Genomic DNA, 23,664 nt, shown 5'->3' with positions numbered 1-23,664 from the left:
CGCTTATTCCTTTCCAGACTGCGGACCTGAATCATGCGGCCCGAGCCTGGGCCCGCGGTCGTGCTCAGAGGGAATGAACAATGGCGATTTGCCGTGAGAAGTGGCGCCTTCCGAGGAAGTTGGAGATGTCTGCCTGAGGAATTGACGGCGTTTCTCAGCCCAAGCCTTGCGGCATTCCGACAGAGCCTGTTTCTGCTCTGAGGTCACGGAGCGGCACTCCGCAAGTTTTGCCGGCAACGGATCCGACGCTTGGTCAGGGGACGTGGCGGATGTGGTTTGGTTTTCGTCGTCACGCAGGCGAATTGCACAGGCCGCGACGGTAAGGACGACGAGCATCATTGCCGCCAGTGTTGGCAGCCTGTCGATTTTTGACTTCTTCATCAGTGAAACATCCGAACGGCTGTGGGTTGATATCCCTGGCCCGGGCTCAGGAAGCGGCGCAGCTGCTCCCTGCTCTGGTCCTGCGCGGCGGCACGCTGGGCAGACTCCAGGTTCTGTGCGCGCCCATGAGCCGCGACGACCGCCGTGAGGTCGGCTAGCTGCTGAGCTAGCAAGGCCAGGAGCTGATTGCCGGCCTGGCTCGCTTGTAGAGCCCCGGTCGCGCCCTGGCTCGACGTGACAAGGGCAGACATCTCGGTACGGTTGGTATCGAGGTTGCCGACGACCGTGGCCTGCGTCCGCATGGCATCCTGCAGGCCGACAAGCGCGTTCTGCCAGCGCGTTTGCGCGTTTACGATCAACGCCTGATCCGAGATACTGGATGTTGCCGGCGCGTAGGTCGTTGAAAACGCACGATCAATCTGCCCGACGTCGTAAGCGATGCGCTGGGCCTGAGCGAGAAGCTGCTGGGTCCGCTGGATCGATTGCTCCAGTTGCAACAACGACGAGAACGGCAGCGTTGCCAGGTTCTTCGCCTGGTTAACGAGCATCTGCGCCTGATTCTGCAGAGACACGATCTGGTTGTTGATCTGCTGCAGGCTGCGAGCGGCTGTCAGCACATTTTGTGCATAGTTGTTGGGATCAAAAACGACCAACTGCGCCGACGCGGGCCTCGAGCTGACTGCAACGATGATCGCGATCATGCTGGCAGTGGCGAGACGGTAGAGGCGGTTCATTTGGGAGCCTCCAATTCGTCGAGATGCGGGATGAGGTCGGTCGCCCAGGAGATGTCGCGCGCCCCGAGCCAGCCGCGCAGAAAGTCCTCACGGCCATGTTCGGCAAGGACCTGTTCGATAAGGGCTTGGTCGGCTTTGGAGGAGGCGGCCGTGAAGGCGAGCGCAACCTCGCCGAGACCGAGCTCGAACAGGCGGTTGCCTCGGCGCGACTGACAGTAGTAGTCGCGCTTCGGCGTTGCGCGCGCCAGGATCTCGATCTGTCGGTCGTTAAGCCCAAAGCGTCGATAGATTGCCGTGATTTGTGGCTCGATGGCACGGTCGTTCGGCAACAAAATGCGCGTCGGGCAGCTCTCGATGATAACAGGCGCGATCGCGGAGCCATCGATGTCAGCCAGCGACTGGGTAGCGAAAATGACGGAGGCGTTCTTCTTGCGAAGGGTTTTCAGCCACTCACGCAGTTGACCGGAAAACCCTTCATCATCGAGCGCGAGCCATCCTTCATCGATGATGAGCAGAGTTGGCCGGCCACCAAGCCGTGCTTCAATACGGTGGAACAGGTAGGAAAGGACAGCCGGCGCAACTGCGGTGCCGATCAGCCCGTCGGTCTCGAAGACCTGGACAGAGGCATCGCCAAGGCGTTCGAATTCCGCATCGAGAAGGCGGCCATACGGTCCCCCAAGGCAATATGGCTGGAGAGCCCGCTTCAAAGCATTGGACTGAAGAAGAACGCAAAAACCCGTCAGGGTGCGCTCCGGGATCGGTGCTGAAGCGAGCGAGGTCAGTGCCGACCACAGATGATCCTTGGTTTCCGGCGTGACTTCGACCCTTTCACGACCGAGGATCGCGGTGATCCACTCTAAAGCCCAAGCGCGCTCGGATGGTTCGTCAATTGCCGCCAGCGGCTGAAGCTCGACGAACTCCGCGGATTCGCCCGAGAGCACGCCGCCGATGTCATGCCAATCGCCCCCCATGGCCATGGTGGCGGCACGTACCGAACAGCCAAAATCGAACGCAAAGATCCGAGCTTCGCCGTAACGGCGGAACTGTAGCGCCATCAGCGCCAACAGCACCGATTTGCCGGCGCCGGTCGGTCCGACTACCAGCGTATGTCCGACGTCTCCCACGTGAAGGGAGAAGCGGAATGGAGTGGATCCCTCCGTCTTGGCCAGAAATAACGGCGGCGCCTTGAAATGGTGGTCCCTGGCCTCGCCCGCCCATACCGCGGACAGCGGGATCATGTGTGCCAAGTTCAGGGTCGAGATCGGCGGCTGCCGGACGTTGGCATAGACGTGTCCCGGCAAGCTGCCGAGCCAGGCCTCGACCGCATTGACCGTTTCAGCCATGCAGGTGAAATCCCGGCCCTGGATCACCTTTTCGACGAGGCGGAGCTTCTCGTCGGCGGTAGCAGGATCGGTGTCCCAGACCATGATTGTCGCCGTGACAAAGGTCTGCCCAATTTGATCCGAGCCCAGTTCCTGCAGTGCGGCGTCGGCATCCATAGCCTTGTTATGCGCATCGGTATCGAGGAGCGCAGACGCCTCGTTGGTCATCACCTCCTTCAGGATTGCGGCCACTGATTTGCGTTTGGCGAACCATTGCCGTCTGATCCTGGTCAGAAGTTTTGTCGCATCCGCCTTATCGAGCATGATCGCCCGGGTCGACCAGCGATAGGCGAATGCGAGGCGGTTCAGGTCGTCGAGAATCCCGGGCGTCGTCGCCGTCGGAAACCCGACGATGGTCAGGACGCGCAAATGCGCTGAACCCAGCATCGGCTCAAGCCCGCCGGTGAGCGGTCGATCGGCAAGCAGCGCGTCGAGATACATCGGGATCTCTGGCACCCTGACGCGATGCCGCTTGGTCGAGACCGTGGAGTGCAGGTAAGTCAGCGTCGCCTCGTCGTCGAGCCAGGCGCATTCCGGCATAAAACCTTCGACGAGTTGCAACACGCGGTTGGTACGGTCCATAAACCAGCGGAGGATCTCTCGTGCATCGGCGTCGACGGTGCGGTTGCTGCCTTCGTAAAGCAGCCGCTCTGCTCTCGCTGTGCCCTCGGCCGGCGGCAGATAAAGAAATGTCAGGAAGTAACTCGACTCGTAATGGGCGCCGGCTTCTTCGAACTGCGCTCTGCGCTCCGCGTCGACCAGGGCGGAAGCTACATCCGGAAAGGTGTTGGGCGGATAAGCTCCCGCGGAATGGCGCTGGGCTTCGACAAAGACTGCCCACCCGGATTCAAGCCGGCGCAGCGCGTTGTTGAGGCGACCCGCAACAGCGACGAGCTCCGACGGGACGGCGCTGTCGAGGTCGGGTCCCCGAAACTTTGCCGTGCGCTGGAACGATCCGTCCTTGTTCAGGATGATTCCTTCATCGACAAGAGCTGCCCACGGCAGAAAATCGGCAAGGCGGGTATTGGAACGGCGGTATTCGGCAAGATTCATCATGGGAGACCTCACGTGTTGAGATGACCGGGGATACGGAGGTGTCGGCGGGCGACCTCGACAAAGTCAGGGTCGCGCTTGGCGGCCCAGACGGCGACCATGTGGCCAACGAACCAAAGCAGGAGGCCGACGACCCAGAGGCGCAGGCCGATGCCGAGCGCAGCGGCGAGCGTGCCGTTAAGAATGGCGACGGACCGTGGCGCGCCGCCCATCAGGATCGGCTCGGTCAGCGCGCGATGTACCGGCGTCACGAAGCCTGGGATCTCGGGATCCATCAGATCACCACTCCACCGCCGAACGAGAAGAACGACAGAAAAAAGCTCGAGGCGGCAAAGGCGATCGACAAGCCAAACACGATCTGGATCAGCCGGCGGAAGCCACCCGACGTGTCGCCGAACGCGAGCGACAGCCCGGTGACGATGATGATGATGACGGCGATGATCTTGGCGACCGGCCCTTCGACCGATTGCAGGATCTGGTTGAGTGGCTGTTCCCACGGCATGTTGGAGCCGGCGGCCCGGGCCGTGCTGGCCGTGATGATGGCTGTTGCGAATATCGGAGCAGCGACGAAATCTCGCCCGCGAGGCAGAGTCATACTCATGATTGGTCCCCTACTGCTGTCAGGCTGTAGTCGCCTGAAGTTCCGAGCCCTGTGACATCAGTGAGTTCGGCCAGACGACGCTCGGCGCCGCGTCCGCAAAGGACGGCGATGACATTGATGGTTTCCGCGATCAGGGCACGCGGCACCGTGACGACCGCCTCCTGGATCAGCTGCTCGAGCCGGCGCAGCGCGCCAAGCGCCGTGCCGGCGTGGATGGTGCCGATGCCGCCGGGATGGCCGGTCCCCCAGGCTTTGAGCAGATCGAGCGCCTCGGCGCCCCGCACCTCCCCGATCGGGATGCGGTCAGGCCGCAGGCGAAGCGATGACCGCACGAGATCCGATAGCGAGACCACGCCGTCCTTGGTGCGCAGCGCGACAAGGTTTGGCGCCTTGCACTGAAGCTCCCGCGTGTCCTCGATCAGAACGATCCGATCCGAGGTCTTGGCAACTTCCGCCAGGAGTGCGTTGGTCAGCGTCGTCTTGCCGCTGGAGGTGCCGCCTGCCACAAGAATATTCTTGCGTGCTTCGACCGCGCCTTTCAAAGCGCTGGCCTGGTCCCAAGTCATGATTCCGGCGGCGACGTAGTCGTCCAGCGTGAACACAGCGACGGCTGGCTTGCGGATGGCAAAGGCCGGTGCCGCAACCACCGGCGGCAATAACCCCTCGAAGCGCTCCCCCGTCTCGGGTAACTCGGCCGAGATACGCGGGCTGGCTGCGTGGACTTCGGCACCCACATGGTGGGCGACCAATCGAATGATCCGCTCTCCGTCCGAGGCAGACACCGTTTCGCCGGTATCCGCCATGCCACTCGACAGTCGGTCGATCCACAACCGCCCATCAGGGTTGAGCATGACCTCAACGACAACAGGATCTTCGAGAAAGCGCGCGATCGCGGGACCGAACGCTGTGCGCAGCATACGCGCGCCGCGCGAAATTGCCTCCGATTGAATGGAATGGATTGCCACCGCCGTCCCCCAACGAATGAGGCCGTCCCGAGCGGCCTCAGATGGGGATGAATAGAAAGGTCAGGAAATGGCTCGGCGCAACAAGGCAGTTATCAGGTGAGTAGCTTGGCGTAGGAAAAGAGAAATAAAGGAGTGTCCGGAGTCTTCGCTTAGAAACGACGGCGGCGTGAACAACGGCTTTTAAGGTCAGCCGCTCGATCGTTATGACTGCCGTTTCGCTATGCGAACGAAGCCTTCGAAGAGGTGATCGGGATGAAGCTGCCGGAGTTTACCGGCCGAGACTGGTCGATACTCGCGTCGTTCGTCGACGAGAAGGATCAAAACAGCACACTTGCGAAGTCCATGCTCGGCGATAATGATGACTTCCGGGGAACGTTCAGGCGCAGCCAGCCAACACCATTGGTCGTCGAGGCGTTCTGCGGGGTGATCCAGCAGGAAGACGGATCCGAGGACTACCGAATTGCGGCACTGATTGATGTCACGAGCCGGCTTGCAGAGCGGGAGGAGTTCGAGCGCAGGACGAAGGAGCAGGATGTTCTCCTTCGCGAGCTGCAACACTGCGTCAAGAACAACCTGCAGCTCATCGTCGCTTTGATCCGGCTCGAAGCCAGAGCCGAGCGACGCGGGGAGAAGGTCAATTTGGCGTCGCTTGCTGGTCGGATTGAGTCCCTGTCCATCATGTATCAGGCTCTCTCACCGGACGGGCGTCAGAGCGAGATCGAATTGGGGCACTACCTGAGCCAGATCGCATCATCGCTCATGAATGCGTACGCGGCCGAAGGTATCCGGCTCGACATCAAGGTCGACCACACGCCGACTTCCATAAACGTTGCGTTGCCGGTTGGTTTGATCGTGAATAAGCTCATGACCAATGCATTCAAGTATGCCTTTGCGGACAAGCCGGGTGGAACGATAACACTGCATTGCCTGCGGCAGGAGGATCCTGAACGATATTGCGTAATGGTGGGGGACGACGGCATGGGCTTGCCGGAAGGCGGGCGGTGGCCCGTTCCCGGAAAGATCGGTGCGCTGATCGTGCAGGCTCTGCATGAAAATACGAAGGCTGACATAGTGGTCGAGACCGAGCGGAACGGTGGAGTTCGTGTGACGCTCAGGTTCGGCCACAAGGTGCCCATAGCCGTGGGACATCGCTCCGAAGCAGTGCGGGGCGATGCCGCGGGGATTAGTCCTTCCAGCGGAAGGTGATGCCGGTGCGGTCGCAGGCGTAGCGGTGCCAGGTAGGCCGCTAATCCCTGCGGGTCGTCGAGAGGCAGCGGCAACAGAAGACAACGCGCTTCTTCGGAATTTGGTTCGGGGTTGACCAGGCCCAGCAACCGGTCCCAGGAAAACAGCGCCAGAACGCCCATCACCCGGGCGAGATCACAGTATCCCCCCGGCGGCGGCCGCCTTGTGTAGTTTGATTGGCGGGCCGAGGATTTGACCTTAAGTCTAGCTTTAAGGTCACCTGGCGAATGCAGGTCAATGTGTTGGGCGCCGAGCGTCGGCGGCGATGGAGTTACGACGAGAAGGTTCGCCTTGTCGAAGAAACCTTGCAGGCTGGCGAGACGGTCTGCGGCGTCGCGCGCCGGCATGGGGTGGCTCACAGCCTGCTGTTCACTTGGCGTCGACAGGCGCGCCAGGGTCGACTGGGCGGAGATTCTGTGCCAGCTCTCGTTCCCGTCGAGATCACACCGATGGCGGCTCCGACTTCGAGCGACGCGCCACAACGAGTATCTTCACCGCCTGCGCAGCGTGCAAGGGCTGGAATCATCGAGATCGAGCTTGGCGGCGGCTGTCGCGTTCGCGTTGACCGTGACGTGGACGTTGAGGCGCTGCAGCGAATTCTTGAGCTGCTGCGGCGACGATGATCCCGATTCCGAGCGGCGTCAGGGTTTGGATCGCCACTGGCCACACCGACATGCGTCGCGGCATGCAAAGCCTGGCTCTTACGGTTCAGGAGACCTTGAAGCGCGATCCCCATGCCGGCGATCTCTACATCTTCCGGGGCCGCCGCGGTGACCTCGTCAAGATTCTTTGGCACGATGGGCTGGGCATGTCGCTCTACGCCAAGCGCCTCGACCGTGGGAAGTTCATCTGGCCCTCAGCGTCGGACGGCGCGGTATCGATCTCGGCGGCGCAAATGGCTTACATGCTCGAGGGCATCGACTGGAGGAATCCCCAACTAAGCTGGCGGCCGCAGAGCGCTGGCTGATTCAGGAAAATCTGCGGCTGCCGGCATTTTGAGGAGTCCCAACGCATTCAATCTATGATTCACTGCGTCGCATGAATGCTGATCGCGACGCTGTTCCGGATGACGTTGGCGCCCTGAAGGAGGCGCTGGCAGTCGAGCGCGCGAAGGGTTTGGAGATCGCCGCTGAACTCGCGGTCGCCCGCGCGAAAGCGTCGGAAGACGAAGCGCTGATCGCCCAGCAGCAGTTGCAGATCGCCAAGCTGAAACATCAGATCTATGGGCCACGGTCGGAACGTTCGGCGCGGCTGATCGAGCAGTTGGCGCTGACGTTCGAAGAGCTGGAAGCCGACGCCACCGAGGACGAGCTGGCGGCGGAACGGGCCGTGGCGAAGACGACGACAGTGCGTGGATTTACACGCAAGCGCCCCGAGCGTCAGACCTTCCCCGAGCATCTGCCACGGGAACGGGTGGTGATCGATCCGCCGGCAGCTTGTGAATGTTGCGGCAGCAATCGCCTTCGCAAGCTCGGCGAGGACGTGACGCGCACGCTGGAGGTAGTGCCGCGCCAGTGGAAGGTGATCGAGACGGTACGGGAGAAGTTCTCCTGCCGCGATTGCGAGAAGATCAGCCAGGCCCCGGCGCCGTTCCATGCCATCCCGCGGGGATGGGCCGGCCCGAGCCTCCTGGCCATGATCATGTTCGAGAAGTTCGGCCAGCATCAGCCCTTGAACCGCCAGGCCGAGCGGTATGCCCTGGAAGGGGTGCCGATCGCGCTATCAACCATGGCCGATGCCGTGGGGGCGGTCTGTACGTCGCTGGATCCCCTGCTGCGCCTGGTGGAAGCCCATGTTATGGCAGCCGAGCGCCTTCATGCCGACGATACGACGGTGCCGGTCCTGGCCAAGGGCAAGACCGACACGGGACGGTGCTGGATCTACGTTCGGGACGACCGGCCGTTTGGGGGCGCGGGTCCACCAGCAGCGATGTTCTACTACTCACGCGACCGCAAGGGCGAGCATCCGCAGGGGCATCTGGCCCGGTATGCCGGCATCCTGCAGGCCGACGCCTATGACGGCTACAACCAGCTCTATCTGGCCGGGCGCCAGCCCGGACCGATCCGGGAGGCTGCCTGCTGGTCACATGGAAGGCGCCCGTTCTTTGCCATGGCCGACATCGAAGAGAATGCGCGGCGCAAGGGCGCCGGAAAGAAGGAAATCCCGCTCTCTCCGATCGCGATCGAGGTCGTGCGGCGGATCGATGAGCTGTTCGAGATCGAACGTTCCATCAATGGCAGGAGCCCCGAAGGGCGTCTTCAGGTGCGACAGATGCTGAGCCGGCCTCTGGTGGAGGACCTTCAGGTCTACATGCGCGAACAGCTCGCCAAACTGTCCCGCGGTCACGACCTGGCCAAGGCGTTCAACTATATCCTGAAGCGATGGGCAAGCTTCACGCTGTTCCTGGACGATGGACGCGTGTGTCTCTCCAACAATGCCGCCGAACGAGGCTTGCGAGGCATTGCTCTTGGACGAAAATCCTGGCTGTTCTGCGGGTCTGATCGCGGAGGGCGACGTGCCGCAGCCATGTACAGCTTGATCGTCACGGCAAAAATGAACGGCATCGATCCGCAGGCGTGGCTTACGGATATCCTCGCTCGCATCGCCGCCCATCCGGCTCATCGGCTGGACGAGCTTCTGCCCTGGAATTGGACGCCAGCACCAACAATCTCTGCTCAAGCCGCATGACCATCCATGTTAACAAGGTCCATCACGTCACCACCATCACTCAGGTCGCGAAAGACCTCGGCGAAGATGAGGATTGGCTACGTGACGTCGCCAACGAAATGGAGATCGAGGACGGCGTCATCTGGGTCTATGGCGTCGGAGAAGACGGCGTCCAGGCGTTCACCAACTTCGGAATCGAAAACCTGATCGAACTCGTCCGGATGTACAAAGAAAGTCCGGGATTGCTTAAGCGCTGGCCGTCCGAATAATCCAACTCGCCTGCGGCCTACGCCGGACGCATACAGATCACATCGGAACGGTGGGTGAGATCAGATCGGAGTCCTTGGGCGAAAGGATCGAAATCCGGATACAATCTATGGCGCCCCCACTCGTCGCTGAAATACCTTACCCCCAGCCTTATGCCGCTCACCTCACCGCAACGGACGATCGGCTGCGCAACGCCGACCAGCTCCGCTATGCGCTTTGGGAGACAAAGTCCAATTCAGCGCAGTGCTTCGGCGACTGTGTATCCGGCAAACTACGGGAGACTAGCCCGCAGGATCAATCGGAATTCGGCAAATCCGCTCGCCACCCGGACCGACAAACTGCGGGAAAGTCGCAAATTAACGAGGCGTTTTGACAAACTTCCTTGGATAAGGGTTCATTAACCGTCAGCCGGAACAATACACACGTTTTATAGCTTACTCATTCGGTTCGTCATGCAACTCATTGTTTCACGAACATATGCCTTCCTCGACTCTCAGACACTCAGTGAACGGCTGGCTCGCGACGCTCTCTTCAAGATAAGCGAAAATGAGTTCTTGCTGCACATGGCATCAGAGGGCAGCGAGGACGACCGACTGCTTTGGTTCGATGGCAGGTCCGCATTGCTTTGGATCAATCAAGAAGAAGGCGACTATGGCCTGAACTGGGAGTGATAGTCATCCTCAGCGCTGACCGTTCGAACAGAAAAAGTTAAATTATTCTCGTCATACTACTCGCATTGTATCAACGTTGAGCTTGCTGCCATGGTCGAAACCAGAATTGCGCCGCGCTTTCGCGTCATCAAGTCAGCCAGAATTGAGTGCGGCGGGATCAAAACGCCCTGCATAATTCGTGATTTATCGACAACAGGAGCCGCGCTGGAAATCTCTGAGCCTGGCGGGAAAATCCCGGCATCTTTCAATCTGCTAGTGCCCGAAGATGGCTTGACGCTGCCATGTCGTGTGATTTGGCGCAGGGAGTTTCGGATCGGCGTCGCTTTCGACTAGGAATGCTCAGTTAGCACCTAAGACACGGTGAAGTCTAAAGATCGTCTGGCCCCCTAACGCCTACTCGTCTTAGATCACGCAAAAGCTTTCTTACTAAGTGCGCGTTGATTGTTTGAAGCTCGCGATTGTTGCCGAACTTAAACTGATTACTTTGACTCACAATAAGACCGTCGATTTTTTCGATAAGTACCTCTTGGTTTATCAAGCGGTCCACGCGGCGTCTGATCGTTTCCAGTGGAAGGCTGAGAAATCGTGCAATCGCTGCTCTTGAAATTCCTTGCTTGATTTCATCAGGTTCAACTGTGTCCATGCTTCCGAATTTATCGTCTAAGGTCGCGTCCTTCATGATCGCTATCACATTGGCATTTAGGATCGCGTGAATGATCAATAAGTCTAGCGGATCAAAATCGTAATGCCGGAAGAGTTCGCTAATTGAGCACAAGATATACGTCAGGGTATGCCGTGATACAGCCCGTCTTCGGTCGTCAGTATGATTTTGGCTGGCTTTTTCCATTCCCATTTGCTCCACGCGCTAAATTACAATCATCATATTACCTTTCAGTCTCTTCTGCTACCCGAAATGGGTAGGGCCCCCCTTGCCGAATCAGGAGGCGGTGACGTTACTCGTCGAAATTTGTTGGGATTAGCTCGCCCATGGCCACCGGACCAGAGAAACGAGGCGAACATCGTGTAGTATTTTCGCGAGGGATTCCCGTTCGTATCGTAGCCATCGACGGGACTTGGAGCAGAGACTGCGAAATGCTTGACGCATCGGACACCGGTGCAAAATTGACGATTACGCAATCCGTGCAAGGGCTGCGACTGAAAGAGTTCTTTCTACTTTTATCCACGACCGGCTCATCATTTCGGCGCTGCCAATTGGCTTGGCTCAATGGCGATGACATGGGCGTCCAGTTCATCGAAAAGTCAGCCCCCGTCAACGCAAAAGGAAAATGAACCAAGCTAGCTTTCACATCGTTCGGTTGGCTTTCACGTGTAGGGAGAAGCACCGATGGAGCATCGACAAGCCGACCCGCAGCCCAGATGCACAGCGTGTGATGCGGATCGCAAGTTGGTCTATGGGGAGCGCGTAACGACGAATTACGAAATGCACTCGTACCGCTGTCCAATCTGTCGAACGGTAGTGCGCGTGGTTAAACTTAGCGAGCGGCCATTCAAAAGCGGCAGCCGCTTTTATTGAAGGTGTGATCTACAGAAGCAATAGAAAGCGTTAAACCATGGCCGACCCCTCCCCCCGTTCTATGCCCCCCAACTGCATCAACTGTGATCTTGAAATGCACTATTCTTGTACGGAAATCGAAAAACCGGGATTCGTCCATGACGTTTACGAATGCTCAAAGTGTCGTAGCACCCAAAGTTACGTCACTGCCAACGAGGTGTTCGTGAAGGAAGGTGAGACCCGCCGGTCTGATAGATAGTTGCGTCGGTCGCACGAGCGAAATGTTGATGCACAGGGGTCCTAATCATCCTTAACTTTGAACAATACTGGCGGAATTTGTCATGACCGATAACGAAGCGAAATTTGATCTTCAGAAGAGAGTTGGCGTTGAAAGACGATCCCGAGTGGACACGCGACCGGAAGAGGAAAGGCAATTATTGGGTAAACGTCGATCGCAAATTGATCGTCGGATGAGTAGGTCACCTCAACAGCCGTCAAACGAGCAGCTTGCGCTGTTCGCGAAGCGCGTCAGACGCGCCATCAGAGATGAGGGAGCGCGCCACAATTCGGTACATCCTCGGCCGAGGGCGATTTCAGGGGCCATCCCGACGTACTTCGGTCATTGGAGTGGATTGAAAGCCTTGCGAATTCTTGACAAGCCGAATTCAATGGATGGCACGAAACTCCAAAAAATCCAAAATCGTTGTCGTCGGCTCGGCAATCTAGCCACGCGCAGTAATGCGCCTGAACGGGATGCGCGCTGTGAGATTAGTCGGCGACCTTGGATCTAATGGCTGGCGTCCGAGCTTGCGCTAGCCCGCTGTCTCAAGCGATAAAATTGAAGTGCGGCGCGCGCTGTTTTCGTTTTCAGACGAAAATAGCTTGCGAAGTATCGATTCATGATTTCGTTGCTGAGCTTCTCTTGACCCGGTTTCAACAACAGCACGGATTTGGTAGTGTCCCATGAGAGATCGATCGCCTTGCTGATCACGAGAATCTGTTCCCCGTCGTCATGGACGAGCGCACGCTCAACAAGGCCGATCGAAAGGTCGCCCATGATGGAAAGGGCGGCGGCTGTTCTGTCAAAGTCTGCGCGATGAGCAAAGTCGAACAGTTTGGCCTCATTGAGCTGGCCCCGCGCGTGTAACGACTCGACATGTGCCATTGCCGTCGCGTGCTCATTTGAGCCGGCGCGCGTCGTGGACTGGATCTCGTCCGAAGCATTGGCAACCGCAGTTCGGATTAGCGCGGCACGCCGCGGATCGGCCGCTTCCAGCTTGCGCCTTACGATATCGGTTGCTTGCCCGAATAGCTTTATGAGTTGCTGCCGAGGGATGTCCGGGCGTGACCAAACGCAGAGTGCGAGGTCGCCGTTGTCCTTCGACCGCGAGGCAAGCATCGCGAAGCCAGAGACAGAGAACTTGGCGCCCCGGTTGCGTGCCGTGCCGGTAACGACAAGATCGTTACCCCGATCTACCAGGACATCTGTGACCGGTTCGGCAAGAGTGGCCCGCTCTGAAATAGCCAACAAATGAGCCTGACTCTTGGTGCGGGCGTTCTCTACCAGCGCCGCATCACCCAGCCGCGGGGAGTGCTTGAGGACCGGCGCGGCGACTTCGATCTCGTCATCGAACGCCAGCAAACGGATCACCTTTCCGGGGGCATCGGCGCATTTGGCCAGCCGACTCCCGAAGGCCGCGCGGGCCGTCAATTCGATCTGCTCCACCAACTTGCTCATGACATCATCGAACAGGTCGATCTGGTCAACGCTGAAGTTACCCGAGCCGTGCATGAATAGATCGGTGATCTGTCCCAGCATTTCTGCCCGCTTTGACAAACCCTTCGTTGCCAGCGCGCCTTCGAGTTGGTTGATCAAACTGCCTTGTCCGCTCATAGCTGCAACTCGAATGTGCTGACGGGCTTGCGCGCGGTTATCGCCCTGATTCCTACGCCACGACCTTAGCCGGAAGAAACCGTACGGCCTCGAAGTTAAGATCGGCTTGCGGCATTGGCCGTCCGAATAGAAAGCCCTGGACGCGGTCGACCCCGGCGGCTTTCAAGGCCTCGAATTGTTTACTTGTCTCCACGCCTTTGGCTGTAGTTGTGACATCAAGGCCGCGGGCTAGCGCCACCACCGAAGTAACGACGGCCGCGCAATCACGTCGGCTGACGACCCCTTGCGTGAAGGGTTTGTTGATTTTGACACTGTCGAAGGGGAACGCCGTGAGAAATGTCGATGAGGAATAATTGGTGGTGCTGTCGTCCAGCACCACAGAAACTCCGATATTCCTCAACTGGCGGATATCTCGTAGATACTGAGTACGACGAGTTTCTAGCTCCCCGACGTTGGCGATTTCGATCTCTAGTCGCTCCGGCGAAAGGCTGGAATCGACAAGCGCACACAGGATGACATCAAACAGGTTTTCCTTGTGAAATTGTACTGCAGACACGTTGACGGCGATCCCGACATGCGAAGGCCATGCCGCTGCATCCGTGCAAGCCTGTTGAAGGATCCACTCTCCAAGGGGCAACATCAAGCCTGTCGCTTCGGCAATCGGCAGAAACTGGTCCGGGGAAATAACACCCCTGGAAGGGTGATGCCAGCGGACGAACGCCTCCATACTGCGCACTTGGAGTGTTCGGACGTCGATGATGGGCTGGTAATACAACTGAAACTGATTTTGCGAGAGGGCCTCGCGTATCTCGGATCCGATTGTTTTCTGGTGGTCTTCAGCCGCTGTCAGCTGTGGCTCGAACACGCGAAAATCGTTTCGCCCGGCCGATTTCGTCGCGTACAGCGCCAGATCGGCCTTTTTCAGAAGCGTCTGCGGATCCGCCCCGTGCTCTGGTGCAAATGCAATCCCAATACTGGTCCCAATACTCGCGCGATGGCCGTTCAAGTCGAAAGGCTGTTCGATAAGCGCGATGATCTTTAGCGCGAGTGCGATAGCTCCCTCGCTCTGGTTCTTTTCGTTTTCCTGGATGATGGCGAACTCATCGCCGCCCAGGCGTGCCAAGACATCCGTTTCGCGCAGCGAAGATGAAAGCCGCTTTGCAACCTCAATCAGGAGTTGATCTCCTGCCGGGTGGCCCAAGCTATCGTTCACATGCTTGAACTTATCGAGGTCAAGCATCAAAACGGTAAAAGTGTTGCCATGGCGATAGTGCCGCTTTGCGGCGTCATCGAGCTTTTCAGTGAGCAAAACGCGATTGGCGAGGCCGGTAAGCAAATCATGCTGGGCAAGAAACGCGATCCGCTTCTCGCTCCGGGCCCGTTCGGTAATGTCCTCGTGGGTGGTTAGCCAGCCGCCGTTCGGCATGGAGTGACGGGCGATCGAAATAACACGGCCGTCCGCAAGCTCCTGCACTTCGCTTGCTTGCATGACATTCGCATTGACGTATACATCCGGCGCCACGGCAAAATCGGTACCTTTGTCCCGCCTGTATTGCAGGATTTGCCGCAATGACGTGCCGGGCTTTGTCTGCTCCCGGCCGAGATGATACATTTCTCCGTAGCGCGCGTTCGAGACGACAACCCTCTGTTCTGCATCGAACATGCACAGGCCTTGGGACATATTGTTCAGCGCGGCGTCGAAACGAACGTTGATCCGATTGAGCTCCGCTGCTTTTTCGGCCAAAAGCAGCTCGCCGCGCTTCTGCTCAGTGATATCCGTATGGGTAGCGACCCAGCCGCCGTCCAGGAGCGACTGGCGCTGGATGAATATCTTGCGACCGTCGACAAGTTCGTAGATTTGCTTAGATTCGGTCGGCATCACCTGAGTATATTGATCAACGGAAAGGGTACCGGTTTCTCCGCGGTCTGCGTAATGTTGCAAAATCTGCCGCAAGGGGGTACCCGGCGCGAGCAGCCGATCGGGCAAGTCGTACATCTCCTGATAGCGGCGATTTGAGATCACGAGGTTCTTGTCGGAATCAAATAGGCAGAGGCCCTGAGACATATTGCTGATAGCAATATCGAAGCGTTCATTCGCGCGCTTTAGTTCTGCGGCGTTTGCGATGAGCATCGCTTCCGCACGAAGTTTATCCGTGATGTCCTCGTGGGTCGCGACCCAACCTCCATTCTTCATTGGCGTACGCACGATCAGGATTGTCCGGCCATCGGCCAGTCGGAGCCTATGCGGCGCCCGCTCTTTCGCGCTCTTCAAAAGAGTATCGAAACTGAAGTCAGTTTCTTCGTGCCGACCTCCGAAATCCGCAAGGATTCGACCAAAAGGGGTGCCAGGCCTGACCTGCTCGTTCGTCAAGCTGTAAATCTCACGATAGCGGCTATTTGAGACCAGCAATTTCTCGGTGGCGTCGAACATACTAATTCCGTGAGGCATATTGCTGAGCGCGGCATCGAAATGGGCATTCGTCCGCGCCAATGCCCGCGTATTGTAGGCAAGCGTATTCGTCTGTCGCACTAGTACAACTGTACCGAAAGCGATGATGGTAACGGCGGCCACAACGAGCAAGCCGAACGTGTAGAGGTGTCTAAACCATGGCTTCAGCACCTCGCTACGGACGTAGGTCACCATGACCACCAGCGGCAATCCGCGCACGGCCTGATAGCCGGCTATTCTGTTTATGCCGTCCACTGGGCTTACCAACTCGTAGGCTCCCGTCTCCGAGACTGGGAGATGCTTAGTCAATAATGGGCTGCCCACCAATGACAAGCCGAGCGCCTCGCGATTTTCCGGCTCTCGGGCAAGTAGCCGCCCCTCGCGATGCACCAACGCGACGGAGCCGCCCGCGCCGAGATCGATGGAACGATAAATTTTGGTAAAGTAGGACTGATCGAAGGGAGCGGTCACGATACCGGCAAAGCTGCCGTCCTCGTTGTTCAGCCTGCGAGACGCCGCCGAAAACCATTTGTCGCTGACCGCCGAGCGAAATGGCGGCGCAACGAATAATTCGTCGTCTGCTCGGTCTCGTTGGACTATGAAATGGGACATGTCCGAAATGTTGGGGCGTGAAGGCGTGTGGTCATAGGAATGAGCGAGTACGTTTCCCGACGCGTCGGTCCAGCCGACGGCGACTAGGATAGACGAGCTTTTTTGCAGTTGGCGCAGCGCCGCATTTGCCGCCCCCGGATCGATGTCCTTTTTAGACAGGCTTCTTTGACGAATGACTTCCGCTTCGAGCAGAACTCTATCGATATCGTCGAACGTGAGCACCGTATGCTCGGCCAGGATCTTCGCGAAGCTCTGGGCATCGGTCTTCGCCGCCGCGATTCTGTCCCAGTAACGACCGTGCAAATCGACGAAAAAAAGCACGATGATCGCGGTTGAGAACAGAGCCCCCAGCGCCGCCAGCATCGATCCAGGCGATGTCGTTAGCTTTCTTCCCGGCATTTCCAAACCGTGTCGCAGGACTATGGCCAGCGTCACCGTCGCGCGGACACCTTAATATTTCGTACGTAATGTTGCTGCCGATCCAAGAAGTTACCTCTCGAACAAAAGTCAAACTTTCGTTCAAAGAGCGAGTCTATCTCTGGGCGCGTTGTAAGGTAGCACCATAGAACAAGTTATCCGTAATTTTACGGGCTCTTTCGCTTCGGTACCGGAATGCGGCATACGTAGCCGTCGGGACAAAAAGCTCGGTCCATCGATAGTGATATAATGATCTCTTGAAGCTCAACTAATTAGCTAGCGCAACGGATCTTCTCATGGGACTTTATCGATTGCATCAATCAGCAATTTTGCCGGAAAAGGTTTGCTCAGGTAAGCGATACAGCCCACATTAGATGCCTCCTGGCGGATAGCGTAACTATCAACCGCTGTCATGAAAATGACAGGCAAACCGATGCCAAATGAGGTTAGTCGCCGCTTAAGATCAATACCTGACATTCCTCCGAGATTGATGTCTGAAACCAGGCAATCCGCGTCGGATTTAACGATTTCTTCGAGAAATGATTCCGCCGAGGAAAATGTCTGAACGCGGAAACCGTGTGCTGACAAAAGGCGATCGAGACTCTGCAGTATGCTCGAATCGTCATCAACGATAGCTATAGTGCGTATGCTGTTGCTCATCAATCTGAACCGGCCCGAAGGCGGTCTTTCTTATCGCGGTATTGCGTCTCGTCATTAGCTTATTCGCTTCCAGGCGACTAAATAGCATGAATGAGCATGATGATCGAAGATAAGTTAAAGAGGAAGTGTAGACTGTTTTGCCTCCGATGCGCCACCGGTACTCTTGCGCAGTTGCCCCTGACTTACCGGAACATGGGCGCTCGTTGATGCCCAAAGGCCCATAGCTACTTACAGCTTTCCGGCTACGCGCGCGTGCTGCGCATGTCGATAACTCGGATTCTCTGAATATCACGTTGTTGGTTGGACTCTCGGAGGACACGTGGGCCTCGAGCTTTGGCACGGCAGCCCAAGCGTTCGACCGCTGCTGATCACCGGAACACCTCCTGTTACTTTGATATCCGCCGGCGCCGAGCGGGCCTTCAAGCAAACCCTAATCATGGGCCTAGCAGGTACGCGCGTATTCGACCCGGCTGATCATGCAGGGACCTGCGACCGCCGCGACGACGGGTATCGGAAATCTCGGGTCGCGGCATTCCGGTCTTCGCCTTAGACCGACGCGGTCGGCGCAAGCAGCAAAACCGGTCGACCGGCATGCTAGACTAAATTGAGGGGACTTGGTCGGCAGGAGGTATCGAAACGCGACCAATTTCGCAGGGCTCAAGAAACGGAAAGAATTCGCATAAATTCTCGATTACGCATTCACGTCTATTTCACGCCGATGCCTACTTAGTTAAGCGAAATGTTGCCAGCTTCGACCAGGTTAGTGTCGGCCAAACGCTGCTTTGAGGCGTCCACAAATGCGTACGCGCCCATTTGGACTCCAGATGCGCTTTTGTGCACTCTCGCAGCTCCCTTTTCCATCTCCTGGTCATCAGATCCGGTCACCCGTCATTAACAAAAAGGTGGGGGTGCCTTCGAATAAGCCTATCCTGTCTTTAATTCTCTCATACTTTATGCGAGCTGCGCTCTCGATCAAATCATGAGCTGCTGCAAACGCGTCCCACGCGTCTTCGAGGTCGGCGTAGTCTCTCTTCCCAGACAAACCGGCTAGCGCCTGCAGCGTGACAATTACCCTGATGCCATCGGTTCGACCGGGTGGGTTGATCCAGAAGGCAATGCCGCGGAGCTTCTTATGATAGCTAGGTGCCAAACGCATCTCCGAAGACAGCAGATAGGACGATTTGCTTTGCAACAGAATTTGGCGCTCTCGTCCACGGTCTGCTAGTCGCAACGATGACACTTTAAAGTTCCTAAAGGCGAACGCAGCAGTTCCAATCACTCAGAAGGCGGGGACATGCTGGCAATAGTGCGCGCAGCCCCTTTACCAATCCACTCCGTCACACGCCTCGAAAATGGGCCGCTCGAAGGCTGGCCTTCCGGATCCGGCCGGGATGCCGCGCGCTTTGGGCGGCCGCGCGAACGGACGGCAGAAACTTTTGCCGAACGTACGTATCCACGGCATCGCAAACCACAGCAACGCGGCCGTTTGAAGGGCAACGCTGAGACCGAATGCGGCCTGATACGCGGCTACCGGATAATGCCCCTCCTGAGACGGCCATTGTCCGACCACGATCCCAATGCCGTATTGAACCAAGAACGCCCAGCCGAAGTGCAAGAGGTTGAGAGCGCCGTTGGCGCGCGCGGCAAATTGCCTGGGGAAATAGTCGGCGATGGCCGCGAAGCTTAGTACGGTTGCGGCGCCGGCGATCGACACCATGGACCAAGGCAGAAGTGACGGCAGCGGGAGGCGCAAAATCAGCGCAAGTTCGGCCACCGCGAACAGTCCTCCCACGCCCGCCAACAGGATTTCCGTTCTTATGTTGTGTTTGCGTAGACGATCGGCCATGGCACCGACAAACAAGGCTCCAAAGCTAAGTACAACCGCCATAAGGAACATTTGATGGACGCGGCTCTGTTGGTCGAATCCTTCTACGTCCGTAAGCCAGGCTGCGGCCCACAATGACTGCAACGCCCAAGACGAGCCGATGCAGGCCGCCGACAGCGGTGCAACCCTCAGGAATCGCGGATCTGAATAGACCGACCACAAGGTAAATGGCTTTAGAGCTGATGTAACGATCTCTGAATCCTCGACCCGTTCCGGAACAATCATATAGATGAGTCCAGCTACCGCGACCGTCCCAATGGTCAGGACTTCGAACAGGCTTCGCCAGCCAATCCAATTCAGCAACCAATCGGTTGGCGCCGTGGCTGTGACCGCTCCCAGAGATCCCAACATGATCATCCAGCCGTTCATGAGCGCGACGCGCTCTTTCGGAAACCAGGTGACGACGGCCTTCAGTCCCGCCATCAACGAGCCGGCAACGCCGAGTCCAATCATGGTGCGCGCCACAAGAAGCTCTGGAAAGCTCGATGCGGTACCGAACAGCGTAGCGCCGCCGGCCGCGATGACCAGCAGCACACCCTGGACTCGACGCGGCCCAAATCGATCCAGAAATGCCCCTATTGGGATCTGGACGAGGCCAAAGACCAGGAAATAGACCGACGCGAGCAGCCCGATCTCTGCGGCGTCAATCCCGAAGTCGGAGGCCAATGCCGGCGATATCGCGGCATTGATCGTCCTAAACAGGTAGGCAAGGTAGTAACCCGCGGCGAAAGGCAGAAAGACTGAGAAAATCAGGCACCACTTCGCAGGTAGGGACTTCTGGGAGACCTCTGCCTCCCTTGTCGACTCTGAGTCGGAATCGATAGGTCTCGGCTGCGGGTTAGGCTTTCCATATTCAGCAGTATCAAGCGGGCCGGCTGAACGCGCCTGGACGCTCGCGAAAGTACATATTGCCGCCGCCCTCCCCGGCGGCAGCGAACGATTCGGGATTGATATCAACCTCTTCCGCAGCAGATCCCTGATCTCTGTGTACCTGATTTTGGCGGCGCGAGATCTCGTTGGCTTCGCAGTCGCTGGAATCGAGGCGGTCGATCGTCTCCTGCATCAAAGGCTGGCCCTGCCGAACCCGCCGGTCGACCTGCTCGGCCAGAACCTTGAAGCGCTCGTCGCCGAGACGAGCCGCTTCCTGCTGCCGCGATTGCGGGAGCGATGGCATGACTGAAAGGTGATACCGGGCATGCAGCGCGACGGTTTCCGCCATGATCCGCATGTTTCGCTCAAGGCGATCGAGCTTATCGTCCATGTCGTCAAACCGGTCCCTCACGGTATCTTCAATCGAGGGGGCTACGCTCAGAAAGCGTTCAAGGGCGGCTTCCACGACCATGCTCTTGCCGACACCAGGACGTTCAGTTGCAGCGGAAAATCGATTATACAGCTCCTCGGTAAGCCTGACGGTCACCTTGCGGCTCCGCTTAGGCCTACGCGCGGAAACCGGCGAAGCGTCCACTTCTGCGTGGCTAGCCTGCATATCGAGTTCGCTCTGGAGCTGCATGACCATCTTCCTATTCGCCAAGGACACACTGATCATTTGCACCGGGCCGACCGGCACGAGATCAGGTGATCAATCCTGAACGAAATAAGAAAAAGGCCTCATCGGCGTTGCTTTCAAGCGAACGAAGATATCGATCGTAGTTTGGCGCAGCAAAAGAAAGGAATGGCGAGGTCAATCAAGCCGAACCAGGCTCGCTCGATTGCTTACCGTGCGGCTCGGCATCCACTGATATTTCCTGTGCCAGGCTCTGGCCCTTGGCCAGCCTTCGCGCCAACGCCTCGACAAACCGTTCGTAACGTTCGCGCCCCTTGGCTTGCGCAGCAGGAAGTGCGGCCTCAGGTACAGGCGACGTTGCGGTCAGCCAAAACCGCACGAATAGAGCGACCGCTTCATTGGAGATCGTGACATGACGTTCGAGCCGCTCGACCTGTCGCGTCAACCGGTCAAGCCGTTTTCCAAGAGCGGCTTCCATTCTCTCGGAATTGTCGGGCGACAGAAACGAGGCCAGTGCCGTCTCGACGACGAACGCCTGATGCACCCGCTTTCGACCGGCATAGTCGGCGAGTTGCCTTGCAAGCTCGGGCGGCAGACGAAATGTGTGTTTGGTCCTCATCTCTTAGCTCATAGGCCGAGGCCGTCGCCAGGATCCATCGCTGCCTGGCGGGCGATATCCGCCCCCTGCTTTCTCAATGTCGCCGCGCGTTGGACCTCGTCATCCGCCTCTTCGTCAGCAAAATCGAATTCGGCCTTCGCTGGACTGGGTTCTGGTGCGACTTCTTCATGTTGGAGAAGCTCCGGCTCCCGCCGGAGGCCACCGTTGGCTGGATCATTGCTAGTTTCGGCAGGCTGGTGTTGAACTATTGGTCTGGCTTCAGCGATATCCGCGACAGGCCGGTGCAGGCCGCTCCAGTCATCATGGCGTGCCTCGCGACGCCCTGGATTTTCATCAAGCTTCGCGGGAGTCGTGACGCGCTCGCGGAAACGCTCGTCTTCGAAATAGCGCGCTTTCTTGGCGCGGATCGGCGAGCATCCAGAAACCAGGATCAGCTCATCGTCAGGCGGCAATTGCATGACCTCACCCGGCGTCAGCAAGGGACGCGCGGTTTCCTGCCTTGATACCATGAGGTGTCCCAGCCATGGACTGAGCCGATGACCAGCATAGTTCTTCATGGCACGCAGCTCGGTGGCCATTCCCAGCGCATCCGAAATGCGCCGCGCGGTCCGCTCATCGTTGCTCGCGAAGCAGACGCGGACATGGCAGTTGTCGAGGATGGAATTGTTCGGACCGTAGGCCTTCTCGATCTGATTGAGCGACTGGGCGATCAGGAAGCTTTTCAGCCCATAACCCGCCATGAACGCCAACGCCGACTCGAAGAAGTCGAGCCTCCCAAGAGCGGGAAACTCGTCCAGCATCAGCAGCAGCCGATGCCGACGCCTTTGAGCATCCAGATCCTCCGTCAATCGCCGGCCGATTTGATTGAGGATCAGGCGTATCAGCGGCTTGGTCCGGCTGATGTCCGACGGCGGTACGACCAGATATAACGAGGCTGGCCGCTTGGCTTCGACAAGATCGCTGATTCGCCAATCACTCCATCGCGTCACCTGCGCTATGACGGGGTCGCGGTAGAGACCGAGGAATGACATCGCCGTCGATAGGACGCCAGAGCGCTCGTTCTCACTCTTGTTCAGGAGCTCGCGTGCGGCTGAGGCAATGACGGGATGTGGACCGGATCCGCCAAGATGCGCTGTCGTCATCATGGCATTTAATGTGACCTCGATCGGCCGCCGCGGATCGGACAGGAAATTGGCAACCCCGGCGAGTGTCTTGTCCTCCTCCGCGTAAAGCACATGCAGGATGGCGCCTACCAGAAGCGAGTGGCTTGTCTTCTCCCAGTGATTGCGCTTTTCCAACGCTCCTTCGGGATCCACGAGCACATCCGCGATGTTCTGGACATCGCGGACCTCCCACTCTCCGCGGCGGACCTCCAAAAGTGGATTATAGGCGGCAGAGCTTCGGTTGGTCGGATCGAACAGCAGGACCCGGCCGTGCCGGGCGCGAAAACCTGAGGTCAGATTCCAGTTCTCTCCTTTGATATCGTGAACAACACAACTGCCTGGCCAGGTCAGCAGAGTCGGAATGACAAGGCCGACGCCCTTGCCGCTCCGGGTCGGCGCGAAACACAGGACGTGCTCTGGTCCATTGTGGCGAAGGTAATGGCGGCCGAACCGGCCGAGCACGACGCCATCCTGGTCCATGAGCTGCGCGGCCCGCAGTTCTGAAGCCGCCGCCCAACGCGCCGAACCATAGGTCGCGGCCGTCTTTGCCTCGCGCGCCCGCCAGATCGACATTGCAAAGGCAACGACTATCGAGATGATGCCGCCCGATGCCGCGATGCAGGCGCCCTGCAGAAATATTCTTGGCGCGTAGGCGTCATACGCGTACCACCACCAGAAAAACGCCGGTGGATAATAGATGGGCAACCCATCAACCAGCTCAAACCATGGTGGGCCCAACCGCGGCTGAAAGCCCAACTTCCAGGCAACCCATTGTGTCGCCGCCCACATCGTCAGGAGTACGATGCCAAGCACGACGCAGGTTTGGCCCCAAAGCACCTTGGTCGAAGACATGAGTGCAAGGTGCAAGGTGTTCGCGACCGTTCAAGATGAATTCGCCTTCAGGCGTACGCCTTCGGATCGGAGCGTAGAAATCGGATCAAGCTCATTTTGGCGGACGCTACCGCTCGCAAATCAGTGCAAG

Annotated in this window: 23 protein-coding genes; 8 read left to right on the top strand and 15 right to left on the bottom strand. The window is 58.2% G+C overall.

The features are described from left to right. Positions 1-3 precede the first annotated feature (3 nt). The 6 genes from trbK-alt to trbB are packed head-to-tail and all read right to left on the bottom strand — an operon-like array spanning position 4 to position 5,116. Positions 4-381, bottom strand: coding sequence for a putative entry exclusion protein TrbK-alt (trbK-alt, locus tag ACVIJ6_RS15980; protein ID WP_456773478.1), 378 nt, complete (start codon positions 379-381; stop codon positions 4-6). After that, positions 381-1,115, bottom strand: coding sequence for a P-type conjugative transfer protein TrbJ (gene trbJ, locus ACVIJ6_RS15975; RefSeq protein ID WP_456773477.1), 735 nt, complete (start codon positions 1,113-1,115; stop codon positions 381-383). The genes trbK-alt and trbJ overlap by 1 nt, the downstream gene beginning before the upstream one ends. Further along, positions 1,112-3,553, bottom strand: coding sequence for a conjugal transfer protein TrbE (gene trbE / locus ACVIJ6_RS15970; protein ID WP_456773476.1), 2,442 nt, complete (start codon positions 3,551-3,553; stop codon positions 1,112-1,114). The genes trbJ and trbE overlap by 4 nt, the downstream gene beginning before the upstream one ends. A gap of 8 nt (positions 3,554-3,561) precedes the next feature. Next, complete coding sequence (locus ACVIJ6_RS15965) at positions 3,562-3,825, bottom strand: VirB3 family type IV secretion system protein (protein ID WP_456773475.1); 264 nt, start codon at positions 3,823-3,825, stop codon at positions 3,562-3,564. After that, a complete protein-coding gene (locus ACVIJ6_RS15960) occupies positions 3,825-4,151 on the bottom strand; it encodes a TrbC/VirB2 family protein (protein WP_456773474.1) in 327 nt (108 codons plus the stop codon). Before ACVIJ6_RS15960 ends, ACVIJ6_RS15965 begins: the two co-directional genes overlap by 1 nt. After that, on the bottom strand, positions 4,148-5,116 hold the full coding sequence (gene trbB / locus ACVIJ6_RS15955; RefSeq protein WP_456773473.1) for a P-type conjugative transfer ATPase TrbB: 969 nt from the start codon (positions 5,114-5,116) through the stop codon (positions 4,148-4,150). Before trbB ends, ACVIJ6_RS15960 begins: the two co-directional genes overlap by 4 nt. A gap of 207 nt (positions 5,117-5,323) precedes the next feature. Between trbB and ACVIJ6_RS15950 the strand changes: the two genes are divergently transcribed. From ACVIJ6_RS15950 to ACVIJ6_RS15920, 7 genes are all read left to right on the top strand, one after another. Further along, positions 5,324-6,322 carry a sensor histidine kinase gene (locus tag ACVIJ6_RS15950; protein WP_456776998.1) on the top strand — a complete coding sequence of 333 codons (999 nt, stop codon included), beginning with the start codon at positions 5,324-5,326 and terminating at the stop codon, positions 6,320-6,322. A 266-nt stretch (positions 6,323-6,588) separates the two neighbouring features. Further along, entirely contained in the window at positions 6,589-6,984 is a 396-nt protein-coding gene (gene tnpA, locus ACVIJ6_RS15945) for an IS66-like element accessory protein TnpA (protein ID WP_083780697.1), read from the top strand. Beyond that, positions 6,981-7,328: an IS66 family insertion sequence element accessory protein TnpB gene (tnpB, locus tag ACVIJ6_RS15940; protein ID WP_041750840.1), complete on the top strand. Its 348-nt coding sequence runs from the start codon at positions 6,981-6,983 to the stop codon at positions 7,326-7,328. Before tnpA ends, tnpB begins: the two co-directional genes overlap by 4 nt. A gap of 71 nt (positions 7,329-7,399) precedes the next feature. Continuing rightward, complete coding sequence (gene tnpC / locus ACVIJ6_RS15935; protein ID WP_012044968.1) at positions 7,400-9,049, top strand: IS66 family transposase; 1,650 nt, start codon at positions 7,400-7,402, stop codon at positions 9,047-9,049. Beyond that, the gene (locus tag ACVIJ6_RS15930) at positions 9,046-9,297 is read left to right on the top strand and encodes a hypothetical protein (RefSeq protein ID WP_012044969.1); all 252 of its coding nucleotides are present in this window, start codon (positions 9,046-9,048) and stop codon (positions 9,295-9,297) included. Before tnpC ends, ACVIJ6_RS15930 begins: the two co-directional genes overlap by 4 nt. A 450-nt stretch (positions 9,298-9,747) precedes the next feature. Beyond that, the gene (locus ACVIJ6_RS15925; protein ID WP_456773472.1) at positions 9,748-9,966 is read left to right on the top strand and encodes a hypothetical protein; all 219 of its coding nucleotides are present in this window, start codon (positions 9,748-9,750) and stop codon (positions 9,964-9,966) included. Positions 9,967-10,056: 90 nt separating this feature from the next. After that, on the top strand, positions 10,057-10,299 hold the full coding sequence (locus ACVIJ6_RS15920; RefSeq protein WP_456773471.1) for a PilZ domain-containing protein: 243 nt from the start codon (positions 10,057-10,059) through the stop codon (positions 10,297-10,299). A 34-nt stretch (positions 10,300-10,333) separates the two neighbouring features. Here ACVIJ6_RS15920 and ACVIJ6_RS15915 read toward each other — a convergent pair whose 3' ends face one another. Further along, on the bottom strand, positions 10,334-10,813 hold the full coding sequence (locus ACVIJ6_RS15915) for a hypothetical protein (protein ID WP_456773470.1): 480 nt from the start codon (positions 10,811-10,813) through the stop codon (positions 10,334-10,336). A gap of 140 nt (positions 10,814-10,953) precedes the next feature. On the opposite strand from ACVIJ6_RS15915, the gene ACVIJ6_RS15910 reads away from it, so the two are divergent. Then, on the top strand, positions 10,954-11,256 hold the full coding sequence (locus tag ACVIJ6_RS15910; RefSeq protein ID WP_456773469.1) for a PilZ domain-containing protein: 303 nt from the start codon (positions 10,954-10,956) through the stop codon (positions 11,254-11,256). Positions 11,257-12,266: 1,010 nt separating this feature from the next. On the opposite strand, the gene ACVIJ6_RS15905 is transcribed toward ACVIJ6_RS15910, so the two are convergent. The 8 genes from ACVIJ6_RS15905 to ACVIJ6_RS15870 form a co-directional block, all read right to left on the bottom strand. After that, positions 12,267-13,355: a DUF2336 domain-containing protein gene (locus tag ACVIJ6_RS15905; RefSeq protein WP_456773468.1), complete on the bottom strand. Its 1,089-nt coding sequence runs from the start codon at positions 13,353-13,355 to the stop codon at positions 12,267-12,269. A 70-nt stretch (positions 13,356-13,425) separates the two neighbouring features. After that, positions 13,426-16,869 carry a bifunctional diguanylate cyclase/phosphodiesterase gene (locus ACVIJ6_RS15900; protein WP_456773467.1) on the bottom strand — a complete coding sequence of 1,148 codons (3,444 nt, stop codon included), beginning with the start codon at positions 16,867-16,869 and terminating at the stop codon, positions 13,426-13,428. 276 nt (positions 16,870-17,145) lie between these two features. After that, on the bottom strand, positions 17,146-17,511 hold the full coding sequence (locus ACVIJ6_RS15895; RefSeq protein WP_456773466.1) for a response regulator transcription factor: 366 nt from the start codon (positions 17,509-17,511) through the stop codon (positions 17,146-17,148). Between the two features lie 871 nt (positions 17,512-18,382). Continuing rightward, on the bottom strand, positions 18,383-18,751 hold the full coding sequence (locus ACVIJ6_RS15890; RefSeq protein ID WP_456773465.1) for a hypothetical protein: 369 nt from the start codon (positions 18,749-18,751) through the stop codon (positions 18,383-18,385). 81 nt (positions 18,752-18,832) lie between these two features. Continuing rightward, on the bottom strand, positions 18,833-20,131 hold the full coding sequence (locus ACVIJ6_RS15885) for an MFS transporter (protein ID WP_456776997.1): 1,299 nt from the start codon (positions 20,129-20,131) through the stop codon (positions 18,833-18,835). Positions 20,132-20,258: 127 nt separating this feature from the next. Beyond that, positions 20,259-20,906 carry a hypothetical protein gene (locus ACVIJ6_RS15880; protein WP_456773464.1) on the bottom strand — a complete coding sequence of 216 codons (648 nt, stop codon included), beginning with the start codon at positions 20,904-20,906 and terminating at the stop codon, positions 20,259-20,261. Between the two features lie 175 nt (positions 20,907-21,081). After that, complete coding sequence (locus ACVIJ6_RS15875) at positions 21,082-21,519, bottom strand: CopG family transcriptional regulator (protein WP_456773463.1); 438 nt, start codon at positions 21,517-21,519, stop codon at positions 21,082-21,084. 8 nt (positions 21,520-21,527) lie between these two features. After that, positions 21,528-23,534 carry a conjugal transfer protein TraG gene (locus ACVIJ6_RS15870; RefSeq protein WP_456773462.1) on the bottom strand — a complete coding sequence of 669 codons (2,007 nt, stop codon included), beginning with the start codon at positions 23,532-23,534 and terminating at the stop codon, positions 21,528-21,530. Positions 23,535-23,664 lie beyond the last annotated feature (130 nt).

This window comes from Bradyrhizobium sp. USDA 4369 (assembly GCF_054056435.1).
Note: the sequence above shows the minus strand (reverse complement) of the source record. Positions and strands in the feature narration are given on the sequence as shown.

Coding starts and splice junctions, on each gene's coding strand:
- trbK-alt (WP_456773478.1), bottom strand. CDS start 381: ATGAAGAAGTCAAAAATCGACAGGCTGCCAACACTGGCGGCAATGATG.
- trbJ (WP_456773477.1), bottom strand. CDS start 1,115: ATGAACCGCCTCTACCGTCTCGCCACTGCCAGCATGATCGCGATCATC.
- trbE (WP_456773476.1), bottom strand. CDS start 3,553: ATGATGAATCTTGCCGAATACCGCCGTTCCAATACCCGCCTTGCCGAT.
- ACVIJ6_RS15965 (WP_456773475.1), bottom strand. CDS start 3,825: ATGGATCCCGAGATCCCAGGCTTCGTGACGCCGGTACATCGCGCGCTG.
- ACVIJ6_RS15960 (WP_456773474.1), bottom strand. CDS start 4,151: ATGAGTATGACTCTGCCTCGCGGGCGAGATTTCGTCGCTGCTCCGATA.
- tnpA (WP_083780697.1), top strand. CDS start 6,589: ATGCAGGTCAATGTGTTGGGCGCCGAGCGTCGGCGGCGATGGAGTTAC.
- tnpB (WP_041750840.1), top strand. CDS start 6,981: ATGATCCCGATTCCGAGCGGCGTCAGGGTTTGGATCGCCACTGGCCAC.
- tnpC (WP_012044968.1), top strand. CDS start 7,400: ATGAATGCTGATCGCGACGCTGTTCCGGATGACGTTGGCGCCCTGAAG.
- ACVIJ6_RS15930 (WP_012044969.1), top strand. CDS start 9,046: ATGACCATCCATGTTAACAAGGTCCATCACGTCACCACCATCACTCAG.
- ACVIJ6_RS15925 (WP_456773472.1), top strand. CDS start 9,748: ATGCAACTCATTGTTTCACGAACATATGCCTTCCTCGACTCTCAGACA.
- ACVIJ6_RS15920 (WP_456773471.1), top strand. CDS start 10,057: ATGGTCGAAACCAGAATTGCGCCGCGCTTTCGCGTCATCAAGTCAGCC.
- ACVIJ6_RS15915 (WP_456773470.1), bottom strand. CDS start 10,813: ATGGAAAAAGCCAGCCAAAATCATACTGACGACCGAAGACGGGCTGTA.
- ACVIJ6_RS15910 (WP_456773469.1), top strand. CDS start 10,954: ATGGCCACCGGACCAGAGAAACGAGGCGAACATCGTGTAGTATTTTCG.
- ACVIJ6_RS15895 (WP_456773466.1), bottom strand. CDS start 17,511: ATGAGCAACAGCATACGCACTATAGCTATCGTTGATGACGATTCGAGC.
- ACVIJ6_RS15880 (WP_456773464.1), bottom strand. CDS start 20,906: ATGCAGCTCCAGAGCGAACTCGATATGCAGGCTAGCCACGCAGAAGTG.
- ACVIJ6_RS15875 (WP_456773463.1), bottom strand. CDS start 21,519: ATGAGGACCAAACACACATTTCGTCTGCCGCCCGAGCTTGCAAGGCAA.
- ACVIJ6_RS15870 (WP_456773462.1), bottom strand. CDS start 23,534: ATGTCTTCGACCAAGGTGCTTTGGGGCCAAACCTGCGTCGTGCTTGGC.